Source organism: Novosphingobium sp. TK46, from assembly GCF_055361525.1.
This window is the reverse complement of record NZ_CM143963.1, coordinates 1,705,532-1,719,282: the sequence shown is the minus strand read 5'-3', so window position 1 is coordinate 1,719,282 and position 13,751 is coordinate 1,705,532. Positions and strand designations below refer to the sequence as shown.

Sequence of the window (13,751 nt, the reverse complement as noted above, 5' to 3'; positions counted from 1 at the left end):
CGCGCACGTCTGATCGATGTCGGGGCGACTTCATGCGGGCCTTAACGGCTGCGACGCCAAACGGTGCCGCGCGCCGTGCACCTTCGTTCATTCCGCCGGCAGCACGCCCTGCCCACCGCGCGGAGGGTGCGGTTCGTGCGACGTGGTCGGATCGTAAGTCAGGAACGTACGGCGCAGCCTTGGGCCGATGCGCTTCTCGAAACCGTCGGCCAGGCTGAACGCGGCGGGCACGATCACCAGCGTCAACAGCGTCGACAGCAGCAGTCCACCGATAACGGTCAACCCCATCGGCGCGCGGAACGCAGAATCCCCCGATAGCGACAGCGCGGTGGGGATCATGCCTGCGGTCATCGCCACGGTGGTCATCACGATCGGCTGCGCGCGCTTGCGGCCGGCGTCCATGATCGCCTCCAGCTTGTCGACGCCGTTCGCCATCTCCTCGATCGCGAAATCGATCAGCAGGATCGAGTTCTTGGCGACGATGCCCAGCAGCATGAGGATGCCGATGTAGACCGGCATCGACACCGGCTGGCCGACGATGGTCAGCGCCAGCAGCCCGCCCAGTGGCGCCAGCAGCAGCGAGGCCATGTTGACCAGCGGCGAGACGAACCGCTTGTACAGCAGCACCAGCACCGCAAAGACCAGGAAGATACCGCTGACCACCGCGACGATGAAGCTCTGGATCATCTCGCCCTGCCACTGGTCCTCACCGACCGGAGCGTTGGAGACGCCGGTGGGCAGGTCCTTCATGATCGGCAGGTTCTGGATCGCCTCCATCACCGGCCCCTTGACCTTGCCGGGGCCGAGATCCGCGCCGACGAAGATGCGGCGCGCCTGGTTATAGCGCTGGATCTGGGTCGGACCGGCGCCGAACTTGATCTCGGCGACGCGCTTCAACGGCACCGAACCGCCCGAGGCGGTGGGCACCGGCAGGTTCTCGATCGTGGACAAATCACGCCGCGAGTTCGCAGGCAGGATGACGCGGATCGGCACCTGCCGGTCGTTCAGCGAGAACTTCGCCGCGTTCTGGTCGATCTCACCCAAAGTGGCGATGCGGATGGTCTGGCTGAGCGACGAGGTCGTGACACCCAGTTGCGCGGCGAGATCGAGCCGGGGCACGACCACCAGTTCGGGCCGCTTGAGATCGGCGGCGATGCGCGGCGCGACGACGCCGTCCACGCCGCGCATCTGTTCTACCAGCGTCTGCGCCGCAGCCTGCAACTTCACCGGATCGCTGCCCGACAACATCACCGATATGTCGCGCCCGGAGCCGAAGCCACCGGACTGCGTGGCGAAGCTGACGCGCGCGTCGGGGATCTGCTGCAGCTGCGGGGCCAGCCGGCGTTCGAACTCGACGCTGGTGGCATCGCGATCCTTGGCCGGCTTGAGCGAGACATAGAGCGTGCCGACACCCTCGCGCGCGGCCTGCATCACCAGCCGCACTTCGGGCTGCCGTTCCAGGAGCGCCGTCACCTCGGTGGCGACAGCGGAGGTCTGCTGGATCGTCGTGCCGGGCACCATCTCGATGTTGACGCGGCTGGTGTCCTCGTCGGCGTTGGGCTGGAACTGCTGCGGTGCGCCCGCCAGCAGTGCGAACGTGACGACCAGTGCATAGATACCGGCGCAAAAAGCAAAGAAGCGGTGATCGCGCATCCGCGCGGCGATGCGGTCGCTGAGATAGCGATACCAACGCCCGAAATGACCCAACGCCCCGATTGCGGCGCGCAGGAAGCGCCCCAGTACGATCACCACGAAAGGCACCGCGATCGGCGCAATGACGGCGGAGAGGATGAAAGCGGTCTTGTCGAAGCCGATGCCGCGCAGGCCGGTGTCGACCGCCTTGAATGTCAGATAGGCCAGACCGCCGCCCAACCCCAGGATCAGCATCAGCAGCAGCAGGCCCAGCGGATAGAACCAAGCCTTCGCACGGGCAGGCCGAAGCGCGGCCCGCATACGCTGGGATTCGCGGTCGTCGAGCGTCCAGGCGAGCACCCGCAGGTACCATTCCATCGCCTTGCCGCCGCCATGCTCGGCGTGGCCGTGCGACTTGAGGAAATAAGCCGCAACCATCGGCGTGATGATGCGTGCTACCGCCAGGCTCATCAGCACGGCGGCGACCACGGTGAGGCCGAACGCCTTGAAGAACTCACCCGGAATACCCGGCATCAGGCCGACCGGCAGGAACACGGCTACGATCGAGAAGGTGGTGGCGACCACCGCCAGCCCGATCTCGTCGGCAGCATCGATAGACGCCTGATAGGCGGTCTTGCCCATGCGCATGTGCCGGACGATGTTCTCGATCTCGACGATGGCATCGTCCACCAGCACACCTGCGACCAGGCTCAATGCCAGCAGCGACAGGAAGTTCAGCGTGAAGCCCAGCAGGTCCATGAACCAGAAGGTCGGGATCGCCGACAGCGGGATCGCGATCGCCGAAATGAAGGTCGCGCGCCAATCGCGTAGAAACAGGTAGACGATGACGATCGCCAGCACCGCGCCTTCGACCAGCGCCTCCATCGAGCTGGTGTACTGGCCCTTGGTGTAATCGACGGTCGTGAACAGCTGGGTGAAGTGAACGTTGGGGTTCTCCTTCTTGATCGCGTCCAGCTTCTTCATCGCGTTTTCGTAGACGGTGACTTCCGACGCGCCGAGCGCGCGCTCGAACCCGAACGTCACCACTTCGCGCCCATGCAGCTTGGCGATGCGGACCTGTTCGGAATAGCCGTCCGAGACATTGGCGATATCGGCCAGCTTGACCGATCGCCCGCCGCCCAAGTTGATCTGCGTCTGCGAGAGCGCGTAGGCTGTGCCGGCATTGCCCAGCACGCGAACCGACTGGCGTGATCCGGCGATCTCGGCCTTGCCGCCGGCTGCGTCGGTATTGACCGCGCGCAGCACGTTGTTGACGTCACGCGCCGTTACCCCGAGCGAGGCCATGCGGTCCGGGTCCATGACCACGCGGATCTCGCGATCGACGCCGCCGTTGCGCTCGACGGTGGCGAGTCCGGGGACCGACAACAGGCTTTTCGCCACGGTATCGTCGATGAACCAGCTGAGCTGCTCCATCGTCATGTCGTCGGCGCTGACCGCGAAGTACCCGATCGAGCCGCCGCCCGCCTCGATCTTCTGCACTTGCGGCTCGAGGATACCGTCGGGCAGTTCCGAACGAATCTGATCGACCGCGTTCTTCACCTGGTTGGTGGCGACGTCCGGATTGGTACCGACGTTGAAGAACACCAGCGTTTGCGAACTGCCTTCCGACGCGGTGGACTGAATGTTGTCGATGCCCGGGATCGAACGGACCGAGCCCTCGACGATCTGGGTGATCTGCGTCTCGATCTCGCTGGGCGCGGCGCCCGGTTGCGAAATGCTGATTGTGACGCCGGGAAACTCGACGTCGGGCATGTTGTTCACGTCCATCCGGCTGAATGAGACGATGCCCGCCACCAGAAGGCCGAAGAAGAAGACGATTGGGATGATCGGATTTCGGATCGACCATGCGGAGATGTTCTGCAGGCCCATGGCGCTATCGTCCGCTGATAATCGAGTATGTACGCGTCATCGGAGCAACGGCCCTTGCGCCACGCGCTGGGCTTTGACCTTGTCGCCGGGGTTGAGGAAGCCGCCGGCGCGCAGCACCACCTGCTCCGACCCGCTCAGGCCATCGACGATGGCGATACCCTCGGCCGAGACGGCGCCGGTCTTCACCGCGCGACGTTCGACCCGGCTGTCCTTGCCGACAATATAGACGAAGCTGCCCTTGTCGTCGTTCAGGATCGCGGACTCAGGCAGACGCGGCGCGACAGTAGTTCCCGAAGCGATACGTGCGGTGGCGAACCCGCCGGGGCGCAAGCCGGGCGCATAGTTCAGCGCGATGCGCGCGATACCCTGGCGATCGTCCTGCTGGACCACCGGCGAAAGCTGCCACACCTGGCCGGCGAATGGCTTGGCGGATCCTACGGGGGTCACTTCCGCACGCACACCGACGGACAGCTTGGCCAGGTCGTCTTCTGACAGGCGGGCGGTCATTTCCATCTCGCCCCCCTTGGCGATGCGGAACAGCACGCCGCTGCCACCGGTCACGACTTGGCCGGGCTCGACCGTGCGGGTCAGCACCAGGCCATCCTCCGGCGCCACGATGTTGAGGCGGGCATTGCGCGCCTGGGTCTCGCCCAGTTGCGCGCGTGCGACCTTGACCCGCGCGTTGGCGGCATCGCGCGTGGCGGTCAGCCGATCGATGTCGGCCTTGGAGATGAAACCGCGAGCGACCAGTCGCAGCGCGCGATCGAGATTGGCCTGCGCCAGTCGGGCATCCGCGGCGGAAACCTCGACTTGCGCGGATAGGCTGGCGGCCTGTTCGACTTGCACCGAGCGATCGATCACCGCCAGCGTCTGGCCCTTGCGAACCCAGTCGCCGGCATCGACCATCACCGCGATCACTTGCCCACCATCGCCCACCGAGCCGATCGGCATTTCGCGCCGTGCGGCAATCGAGCCGGTCCCGGTGATCTCTCCGACGATCGAGGCGCGGCCGGGCGTATCGACGCTGACGACCGGGATCTGGGTGTCGACGCCGGTATCGGTAGCGGGCGTGTTGCGCGAGTGGACGGCGAACCAGATCGCCAAAATCGCGAGTATTGCCAGGCCCGCGAACAGCCAGATGCGCCGATTTAACCACGCCCCATGCCGCGCATCGGCCGGGTAGGCCTCATCCATCTCAGGGACGTTCATCGTATCGAATTTGGCGTCGTAGTTCATCCGCTACCACCTGCGCGAGGGCGGCGGCACTGCCCCCCATCGCAAAACCGGTGTGGCCTGCTCCTCACGCTCGCACGCGATCACCGTCCGCACCGATACCTACCCCTGAGCGAGCCATATACCCGGGGCTTGTCAGTGGCAAACGCCATGTCGATGCGGCGCGATGCGCATTAGGGAAAGGAGTCGCCGCGTGCCATTTAGGTCACGTGCGGACGATCACCCCTGCAAGGCTCGAAGATGAAGCGGAGAACTCGGTCCGGATCGTACGGATACTTTGTTTCAAGCTGAAGCCCGATCATGGGCCTGGATGATGATCAATACTTCTGCTGGCGTTCGTAAAGATCGCGATAGTGCTGGATGCGGGTGACCCGCAGGCCCTGCATTCCGGACCGATCGACCGCGCGCTGCCACGAGGCGAACTCCTCGAGCGTAAGCGAATAGCGCTGGCATACGTCGTCGATCGACAGCAAGCCGCCGTTTACCGCCGCGACCACTTCGGCCTTGCGGCGCACGACCCAGCGCGTGGTGCTGGGCGGCGGCAGTGACGCCAGGGTCAATGGCTCTCCAAGCGGGCCGATCACCTGCGCCGGTCGGATCTTCTGGTTCTCGATCATCGTTGTCCTCGTCCACCGGTTCTGCTTGGGCCGGCGACGGGTGAGGATATGCCCGTACCTGGCTTGCCATTGCCTAAATCGTTTGGGTTAACGGATGATCGAGATTGCATTTGCGCCGCCACGTGAGCGGCTGCGCCGCCATTGAAACTGCCATGTTCGACATCGGCGACTTCCTTAATTTGCCTTGCCATCGATACACTTGCCTCTCGCGCCGCGATCATGCGTGCGATCAGCTCCGGCCAGCTCGGGTGGACGGCGCTTGGCTTGCCGGCATTCCCTTTGCGACCAGATGCAGGGTTTAGAAGATCAAACGTCATGTCCATGGCCGGGCTCTTACCACCAGCATGGTCAAGGGGAGGTAAAGGCGGCGTTTACTCGCTCTTCAGGATCATCGTTTCGGCTGATGCAGATGCCAACACGGCGTGGTCAGACGCGCCGTAAAGGCGTATGGGCCTGCCGATGGACCTTGCTACCGATCTTGCCGGGCTGGACCCGGCGGCGCTGTTCCAGCTGGCCGAACCGTTTCGCGCGCGTCGGATCGTCGTTGCGATGTCCGGCGGCGTCGACAGCTCCGTCGTCGCGGCGCTGGCAGCGGCGAGCGGAGCCGAGACCATCGGCGTGACGCTGCAGCTCTACGACTATGGCGCCGCCACCGGCCGCAAGGGCGCGTGTTGCGCCGGAGACGACATTCGTGACGCGCGCGCCGTGGCCGACCGCCTTGGCATCGCCCACTATGTCTTCGATCACGAGAGCGCCTTTCGCCAGGACGTGGTCGAACGCTTCGCCGACGACTATCTGGCCGGACGCACACCGATCCCCTGCATCCGCTGCAACATGGGCCCCAAGTTCACCGACCTGTTCGCGATGGCCCGAGACCTGGGCGCCGATTGCCTAGCGACCGGACATTACGTGCGCCGGATGATGGGCCCCGCCGGTCCCGAACTGCACCGTGCCGCCGACCCGGCGCGCGACCAGAGCTACTTCCTCTACGCCACGACCGAGGCGCAACTCGATTTTCTCCGCTTCCCGCTGGGCGGCTTGCCCAAACCCGAGGTGCGGCGGCTGGCGGATGCGGCGGGCCTGCGCAACGCCGCGAAGCCCGACAGCCAGGACATCTGCTTCGTTCCCGATGGCGACTACGCCAAGGTGGTGCGCGCCGTCCGCCCCGAAGGCGAGGCACCCGGCGAGATCGTCCATGCCATCACCGGACAGGTTCTGGGCGAGCATCGCGGCGTGATCCACTACACTGTCGGCCAGCGTCGCGGGCTCGAGATCGGCGGCCAGCCTGAACCGCTCTATGTCATCGGCATCGAAGCCGGCAGCCGCCGCGTACGGGTCGGCCCCCGGCGTTTGCTGGCGGTACGTACCGCGCGCATCATCGAGACCAATCGCATCGGACCGCTGCCGACCGGGTCGCTGACGGCAAAGGTCCGCTCGCTTGCCAAGCCGGTTGCGATCACCCTGCAAGGCGCGATCGGCGACAATGCCGAGGCCACGATCCGCTTCGCCGAGCCGGAATACGGGGTTGCACCAGGGCAAGCGGCAGTGATCTATGCCGGCGACCGCGTGGTGGGCGGCGGCTGGATCGACGGCACCACGGCGGCGCATTGACGCGCGATCATCGCTTTTTCAATTACCCGACACATCAGGCAGATCCATGGCCCGCAAATACTCGAAGCACGGTCCGCGTGAGGACTTCCTGGCCGATGAAGACGAGGCGCCGCCACCGGTCGTGCCTTGCTGGCTATGCGGCCGGCCGACCGGAAAGACCATAGTGTGGCATCACCCCGTGCCTAAAAGCCGGGGCGGCCGCGATGTCGTGCCGATGCATCCGATCTGTCAGCAGACGCTTACCGCGAACTTCACCAACTCCGAACTGCAGCGTCATGGTATGGATGTCGAGGGCCTGCTGCTGAACCCCAACGTACGCAAGTTCGTCGACTGGGTGGCAAAGAAAGACCCCGACTTCACCGCGACGATCACGAAGAAGCAGCGCTAGGCCGGCAGCACGGCGCCGGAAGCACGATGGCAGCCTTGACGATCAATAGTTGACCGGCGCCCCTTGCTGCTGGGGCGGCGAGCGCGGCGGCGGCGAGACGATCCGGACGCTGGATCCCTGCTGCGGTGGCGGACGATTGCCCCCCGGCGGCGGCGGTGCGGCGCGCAGAGCCGGATCGCGCTGGTCCTGGCGGCCGGTTGCCTGTTCCAGGAAGTCGTCGCCCGCAGCCGGCGGCGGTCGATTTCCCTGCCCCTGCTCGCCCGCCGGGCCACCCGGACCGACCGTGCCGTCTTCATAGCGTGAGGGGCCGTCGGCGGGACCGCGCCGGCCCGCACCACCCGGCTGGATCAAGTTGCCGTTATCGTCGGTGTAGTAATAGTCGTCGGGATTGCCGGTCATCTGCTCGTCATCCGGCTCCAGCTGCCAGTCCGGAAGCTTGAGTTGGGTGTCGAACGGCTTCACCGGACGATCCTTTACCGCATAGCGCATGAAAGCCGCGAAGGCGGAGGCCGGGGCGTGGCCCCCCTGCAGCCCCGGTACCGGCCGGGCGTCGTCGCGCCCCATCCATACCCCGGTGGTGATCCCGCTGGAGAAACCGAGGAACCAGCCATCCTTGTTCGAGGTCGTCGTCCCGGTCTTGCCGGCGACCGGACGACCGATCTGCGCGGATCGGCCCGTGCCGGTCGCGACCGCGGACTGCAGCAGATCGGTGATCCCGGCGGCGACGTGCGGCGGCACCAGCACCTGCCCGGCTTGCGCCTTGTGCTCGTAAAGAACTTCGCCCTTGGTCGTCGTCACCTTGACGATGCCATAGGGCTCGATCGCGGTGCCGCCCGCCGAAACCGCGGCGAATGCGCGAGTCATGTCGATCACGCGCGTTTCCGACGTACCCAGCACCATCGACGGGTTGGTCGCGATCGGCGTGGTTATGCCAAAGCGACGCGCCATCGATGCGACCGTGGCAAAACCGACCTCGTTGCCCAGCGATGCCGCGATCGTGTTTTTGGAATAGGCGAATGCCGTGCGCACATCGATCTCGCCGGCGAAATTGCGGCCCGAATTGTGCGGGCTCCAGCCCTGGATCGTCACCGGCTCGTCCACCACGCGATCATCGGGCGTGTAGCCTGCTTCCAAGGCGGCGAGATAGACGAACAGCTTCCACGCCGAGCCGGGCTGGCGCACCGCCTGGGTGGCGCGGTTGTAATTGGAATTCACGTAATCGGTGCCGCCCACCATCGCCAGAACGGCGCCATCGCCGTCCATGCTGACGAGAGCGCCTTGCGCGCCCTTGGGCACGTTGCTGTCGATCGCCTGCGTGGCGGTGCGCTGCATACCGGTGTCGAGCGTGGTCCAGACCTCGATCGGTTCGTCGGTATCGGGCAGCAGCACGTCGAGCTGCGGCAAGGCCCAGTCGGTGAAATAGCGGACCGAGTTCTGGCCCTTCTCCTTGGCGATCTTCACGGCGTCGAGATCGGTGCTTTCGGCTTCCGATCGCGAGATGACCCCATTGGCGGCCATCGTTCCCAGCACGACCTTGCCCCGCGCGATCGCGGCATCGACATCGGCGGTGGGCGAGTAGTTCGATGGCGCCTTCACCAGCCCGGCGATGATCGCCGCCTCGCCAGTGGAAAGATCGCTGGCGGAATGGCCGAAGAACTTGCGGCTCGCGGCATCGATGCCATAGGCGCCGCCGCCGAAATAGACCTTGTTGAGGTACAATTCGAGCAGCTCGTCCTTGGTGAACTTGTGTTCCAGCGCAAGCGCGAGCACGGCTTCGCGGATCTTGCGCCCGAACGTGCGGCTGTTGTTGAGGAAGATCGTGCGCGCCAGCTGCTGGGTGATCGTCGATCCGCCCTGGCGCCACTTGCCGCTTTCGGCGCGGACCATCACCGAGCGGGCGACGCCGACGGGATCGACGCCCCAGTGTTCACGGTAACGCCGATCCTCGACCGAGACGATCGCGTCCTTCATCATCCGTGGAATGCGGTCATAGGGTAGCCACTGACCATAGCTTGGCCCAAGCGACACAAGTTCCGTGCCGTCGCGAGCGCGCACGACGATCATCTGGCCGTTCTGGCTGCTTTGCAGGGACGAGAAGGACGGCAATTCGCGCGCCGTCATGAACACGGCGGTCCCCAGGAAGATTACGCCAAGCAACGCCAGCGCACCGCCCCAGATGAAGATGCCGCGCAGCATGCGCAGCCAGAAAGGCCTGCGCGCCGCCTCTGGCGAGCGGAAATCCCGGCCTTCCTGGCGCCGGCCGAAATCTTTGGGCATTCCCGGTTTACGAACCCCCGTGACGTACGATCAAGAGCGGGTGACGCCTACACCTGGCGCAGGCATTTGTAACCCGCCCTTAACGAGCCGGATCAACCGCGTCGATTCAGCCCGCCTCGCCTTCGTCCTTCGGCGCAAAGTCGAGCGCGGCGGAATTGATGCAGTACCGCAGGCCGTTCGGCCCCGGACCATCGGGGAACACATGCCCCAGATGCCCCTCGCACTTGGCACAGCGCACTTCGGTTCGGACCATGCCATGCGAGACATCGCGATCCTCGTCGACCGCGCCGTCTTCCATCGGTGCGGTGTAGCTCGGCCAACCCGAGCCCGAGTTGTACTTGGTGTCCGACGAGAACAGCGGCGCGCCGCATCCGGCGCAGGTGTAAACCCCGGGCTGCTTGTTCTTGTCGTACTTGCCGGTGAATGCGCGCTCGGTTCCAGCCTGGCGCAGGACGGCGTATTGTTCGGGTGTCAGCTTTTCGCGCCACTGGGCATCGGTGAGTTCGATCTTTTCGGTCATGCCATGGGTCTCCTTGGCAGCCATGTGGGATCGCCCTGCAGAAGATACCATACGAACGCCCCCCATTTCCGCGCCTTGCCTGTGTCGCGTAAGCAAAATGAACCATTCAGCAGTCTGAACGTTCAAGAGCGACGACAAGCGGCATGAGTTGCCGCTTGCCCGGACCAAAGTCGGGTCATAGAGGTTAACTATTATCAAGTCTGATGGAGCCGGTTCGTGAACGATGTCTCGGGGCAGACACGTCTATTTCTCAAGGGCCGTCTTCGCCACGCGATGTCCGAGCGCGAGCTTTCGCTTCTCGACGATCTGCTGGTGGCGACGGAACGCGTGCCTGATGGGCACATGGTGCAAAAACGCGCCGTGCTCGCCGACAAGAGCACGCTCCTGCTCGATGGCTTTATCGCGCGCGTCGTCGAGATCGAAGGCACGCGGCATATCGTCGGCCTTCAGGTGCCCGGCGACTTCGTTGACCTTCATGCTTTCGCTCTCAAGCGGCTCGATCACGATGTCGTGACGATCGGACCGGCGATGCTCGGCTACGTCCCGCACGAGCGGCTCACCCAGGTCATGCGTGACGAGCCGCACCTTACGCGTGTGCTGTGGTTCTCGACGTTGCTCGATGCGGCGATCCACCGTGAGTGGATCCTCAAGCTCGAACAGCTCAAGGCCGAGGAACGGCTTGCCCACATCATGCTGGAACTCTGGCATCGACTGAACTTCGTCGGGCTGGCCGATGCGCACGGGTTCAACATGCCGCTGCTGCAGACCCATCTGGCGAACGCCTGCGGCACCACCGCGGTCCATATCAACCGCGTCATCAAGGCCGTGCGCCAGCGCAATCTGCTCGAAATCAACCGGGGCCGGGTCACCATTCCCGATCGCCCGGCACTGGAGGTGTTCGCGCACTTCCAGCCCGATTACCTCTATGGCGAAGGTTCGCTGTTCATGGGCGAGGACCTGACCGAAGCCTAGGCTCCCGATCGTTCGGGGCCCCGCCCTCGGTCGATGGGGCCTCCCTAAAGGTCCGGCAGTTCCTGGTCGGCAAAGCCCCACCCCGCCAGACGCTTGCCGGTGGCGCGTTCGATAAGTTCGGGACCATCGGCGATGGTGAAGCCGTTGGCGTGATCGAAACCGGCAAGCTCGTCCCACGCGATCGGCACCGCGACGGGCGCATTTGCCCGCGCCCGCGCTGAAAAGGGCACGACGGCGGTCGCGCCACGCTGATTGCGCAACCAGTCGATGAAGATCTTGCCCTTGCGCTTGGCCTTGCTCATCGTCGCGATGAAACGGTCGGGTTCGGCCTGGGCGAGTGCCTCGGCGAAACGGCGCGAGAAATCCTTGTGCGTGTCCCAGTCGTGCCCCGGCTTGAGCGGTGCGACAACATGGACGCCCTTGCCGCCGGAAAGCATCGCGTATGTGGTCAGCCCCATGGCGGCCAAACGATCGCGGATATCGATCGCGGCACTCTTCACGTCCGCAAAGTCGAGCCCTTCGTCGGGATCGAGATCGAAGATCATGCGATCGGGCCGCTCCACGGCATCGGCCCGGGCGCCCCAGCCGTGAAATTCGATCGTGCCCATCTGCACGCACTGCAACAGCCCCGCGACGTTATTGACGTAGAGGTAGTCCTCGCTGCCGCCGTCCTTTTCGAGGATCGGCACCTGATGGACGTTCGTGCCGAAGGTGCCGCTGTCGTGTTTCTGGAAGAAGCACTTCTTGTCGCGGCCTTGCGGACAGCGCACCAGGCTGATCGGTCGGTTGCCGGCAAACGGCAGCATCAGCGGCGCGACCTGTTCGTAGTAGGCGGCAAGCGCCCCCTTGGTCTGGCCGCTTTCGGGAAAGATCACCCGATCGGGATTGCTGATCGCGACACTGGCCGCGGGCGGCGGGGCCTTGGCAGCCTTTTCGGGCGTGACCTGTCGGGCTTTCTTGTCGGCGCGCAGGCCCAGGAAGCTGGCGTGGCGGACCCGGCCCTCGCCGGTGAACTCGGCGAAGGCGACTTCGGCCACCAGCGTGGGCTTCACCCAGGTCGCCCCGCGCGCCTCGACCCTCGGCACATCGAGCGGCGCCTTGGCGACGACCAGTTTGCCGAGCCGGTCCGCGATTTGCGCCAGCGCATCACCGTTGAACCCGGTTCCGACTTTGCCCTTATAGACCAGATCACCCTTGGCCTTCGCGCCTTCGTACTGGGCGAGCAGCAGCGAACCGAACGGGCGCTGCTTGGTGGTGGACTTGCTCCAGCCGACCACGACAAATTCCTGGCGGTTGATGCACTTGACCTTGACCCAGTTCTGGCTGCGCTTGCCGTGGTACGTGGCATCGATCTTCTTGGCGATGATGCCTTCCTGGCTTGCCGCGCACATGGCCTTGAACAGCTTTTCGCCCGCGCCGATAACGTGGTCGGCGACATGGATCGGCGCCTGTGCCTCGGCAAGCAGCGCCTCCAGGCGCTCCTTGCGCTCGATGTTGGGAAGGCCGCCAAGATCCTCGCCATCAAGCTCCAGCAAGTCGAATGCGAACAGTTCGAGCAGGTCGCTGTCCGTCTGCGAGCCATGCCCGCGCTTCAGCACCGACTGCAGCGACGAGAAATCCGGATTGCCGTCCTTGCCATAGGCGACGATCTCGCCGTCGATCAGGCATGGTGGCAGGTCCAGCGCGGATAGCGCGGTGACCAGCGGCTTGAACTTGTCGCTCCAGTCATGACCATTGCGGGTATAGACAACCACCGTGTCGCCGGCCGCGGCGATAAGCGCGCGATAGCCGTCGAACTTGATTTCGTGCATCCACTGATTGCCGGTTGGGACCGCATCGACCAGCGTGGCCAGCTGCGGGGCGCGGAACGCGGGCGGCTTGCCCCCCGCCTTGCGCTTCGCGCGCGGCCTGGTTTGCAGCTTCAGCGCCGGCTTGGCCTTGGCCGCATTATGGTCGGCGGCTGCGTCCATCTGTGCGGCGAAGGCCTTGCCCTTCTTGCCCGCCAGCGCGAACTCGCCTTGCTTGTCGGCTTCGATCTCGGCCATCGAACGACCGGTGAGCACGCTGGTCAGTGCGTGTTCGACCAGTTGATCGCCTTCTTGCGCGAACTCGTCTCGCACCTTGCGCAGCAGCCAGTTCTCGCGCTTTTCGCCGGCGCGCGGCTTGAGGCGGATGAGCATCCAGTCGCCCTTCATCCGCTCGCCCTGGAGCGTGAAGTGCAGATGGCCTTCCTCGATGTCCTTCGCGCTCTTGCCCGGCACCGGCGCCCAGGTGCCCTTGTCCCACAGCATGACGGTGCCGCCGCCATACTCGCCTTTGGGAATCGCGCCCTCGAACCCGGCATAGCTGAGCGGATGATCTTCGGTTCGCACCGCGAGCCGCTTGTCATCGGGATCGGGACTTGGCCCCTTGGTGACCGCCCATGACTTCATCACGCCGTCGACTTCGACGCGAAAGTCCCAGTGCAGCCGGGTCGCCGCATGCTTCTGCACGATGAACAGGTTGCCGGTATCGCTCCGCGCTGACTTGCCGGCCGGTTCGGCGGTCTTCTTGAAGTCACGCTTGGCGTTGTATTCGGCCAGAGGATCGGTGCGGGCGGCCACGGTCAGCG

10 protein-coding genes are annotated in these 13,751 nt (G+C 65.0%); 3 read left to right on the top strand and 7 right to left on the bottom strand.

Going from position 1 to position 13,751, the window contains the following annotated elements:
- Nucleotides 1-87: 87 nt before the first annotated feature.
- From ACXJ1Z_RS08230 to ACXJ1Z_RS08215, 4 genes are all read right to left on the bottom strand, one after another.
- Entirely contained in the window at nucleotides 88-3,522 is a 3,435-nt protein-coding gene (locus tag ACXJ1Z_RS08230) for an efflux RND transporter permease subunit (RefSeq protein WP_463780941.1), read from the bottom strand.
- Between the two features lie 36 nt (nucleotides 3,523-3,558).
- The gene (locus ACXJ1Z_RS08225; protein ID WP_463780939.1) at nucleotides 3,559-4,758 is read right to left on the bottom strand and encodes an efflux RND transporter periplasmic adaptor subunit; all 1,200 of its coding nucleotides are present in this window, start codon (nucleotides 4,756-4,758) and stop codon (nucleotides 3,559-3,561) included.
- A 314-nt stretch (nucleotides 4,759-5,072) separates the two neighbouring features.
- Complete coding sequence (gene sciP, locus ACXJ1Z_RS08220; protein ID WP_463780937.1) at nucleotides 5,073-5,372, bottom strand: CtrA inhibitor SciP; 300 nt, start codon at nucleotides 5,370-5,372, stop codon at nucleotides 5,073-5,075.
- The gene (locus ACXJ1Z_RS08215) at nucleotides 5,369-5,695 is read right to left on the bottom strand and encodes a hypothetical protein (RefSeq protein WP_463780935.1); all 327 of its coding nucleotides are present in this window, start codon (nucleotides 5,693-5,695) and stop codon (nucleotides 5,369-5,371) included. Before ACXJ1Z_RS08215 ends, sciP begins: the two co-directional genes overlap by 4 nt.
- A 136-nt stretch (nucleotides 5,696-5,831) precedes the next feature.
- Here ACXJ1Z_RS08215 and mnmA point away from each other — a divergent pair, with 136 nt between their 5' ends.
- Entirely contained in the window at nucleotides 5,832-6,983 is a 1,152-nt protein-coding gene (gene mnmA / locus ACXJ1Z_RS08210) for a tRNA 2-thiouridine(34) synthase MnmA (protein WP_463780934.1), read from the top strand.
- A 46-nt stretch (nucleotides 6,984-7,029) separates the two neighbouring features.
- On the top strand, nucleotides 7,030-7,371 hold the full coding sequence (locus tag ACXJ1Z_RS08205) for a hypothetical protein (RefSeq protein WP_463780932.1): 342 nt from the start codon (nucleotides 7,030-7,032) through the stop codon (nucleotides 7,369-7,371).
- Nucleotides 7,372-7,413: 42 nt separating this feature from the next.
- Here the strand turns inward: ACXJ1Z_RS08205 and ACXJ1Z_RS08200 are convergent, their stop codons facing one another.
- Both ACXJ1Z_RS08200 and msrB read right to left on the bottom strand, forming a co-directional pair.
- On the bottom strand, nucleotides 7,414-9,648 hold the full coding sequence (locus tag ACXJ1Z_RS08200) for a transglycosylase domain-containing protein (protein ID WP_463780931.1): 2,235 nt from the start codon (nucleotides 9,646-9,648) through the stop codon (nucleotides 7,414-7,416).
- A gap of 106 nt (nucleotides 9,649-9,754) precedes the next feature.
- Nucleotides 9,755-10,168, bottom strand: coding sequence for a peptide-methionine (R)-S-oxide reductase MsrB (gene msrB / locus ACXJ1Z_RS08195; protein ID WP_463780929.1), 414 nt, complete (start codon nucleotides 10,166-10,168; stop codon nucleotides 9,755-9,757).
- Nucleotides 10,169-10,384: 216 nt separating this feature from the next.
- Here msrB and ACXJ1Z_RS08190 point away from each other — a divergent pair, with 216 nt between their 5' ends.
- Nucleotides 10,385-11,140 carry a Crp/Fnr family transcriptional regulator gene (locus ACXJ1Z_RS08190; RefSeq protein WP_463780928.1) on the top strand — a complete coding sequence of 252 codons (756 nt, stop codon included), beginning with the start codon at nucleotides 10,385-10,387 and terminating at the stop codon, nucleotides 11,138-11,140.
- A 44-nt stretch (nucleotides 11,141-11,184) separates the two neighbouring features.
- Here ACXJ1Z_RS08190 and ligD read toward each other — a convergent pair whose 3' ends face one another.
- Entirely contained in the window at nucleotides 11,185-13,743 is a 2,559-nt protein-coding gene (gene ligD / locus ACXJ1Z_RS08185) for a DNA ligase D (protein ID WP_463780927.1), read from the bottom strand.
- Nucleotides 13,744-13,751 lie beyond the last annotated feature (8 nt).

Excerpts from the sequence above, each read along its gene's own strand:
- ACXJ1Z_RS08230 (WP_463780941.1), bottom strand. The coding sequence starts at position 3,522 with ATGGGCCTGCAGAACATCTCCGCATGGTCGATCCGAAATCCGATCATC.
- sciP (WP_463780937.1), bottom strand. The coding sequence starts at position 5,372 with ATGATCGAGAACCAGAAGATCCGACCGGCGCAGGTGATCGGCCCGCTT.
- mnmA (WP_463780934.1), top strand. The coding sequence starts at position 5,832 with ATGGACCTTGCTACCGATCTTGCCGGGCTGGACCCGGCGGCGCTGTTC.
- ACXJ1Z_RS08215 (WP_463780935.1), bottom strand. The coding sequence starts at position 5,695 with ATGGACATGACGTTTGATCTTCTAAACCCTGCATCTGGTCGCAAAGGG.
- ACXJ1Z_RS08200 (WP_463780931.1), bottom strand. The coding sequence starts at position 9,648 with ATGCCCAAAGATTTCGGCCGGCGCCAGGAAGGCCGGGATTTCCGCTCG.
- ACXJ1Z_RS08225 (WP_463780939.1), bottom strand. The coding sequence starts at position 4,758 with ATGAACTACGACGCCAAATTCGATACGATGAACGTCCCTGAGATGGAT.
- ACXJ1Z_RS08205 (WP_463780932.1), top strand. The coding sequence starts at position 7,030 with ATGGCCCGCAAATACTCGAAGCACGGTCCGCGTGAGGACTTCCTGGCC.
- msrB (WP_463780929.1), bottom strand. The coding sequence starts at position 10,168 with ATGACCGAAAAGATCGAACTCACCGATGCCCAGTGGCGCGAAAAGCTG.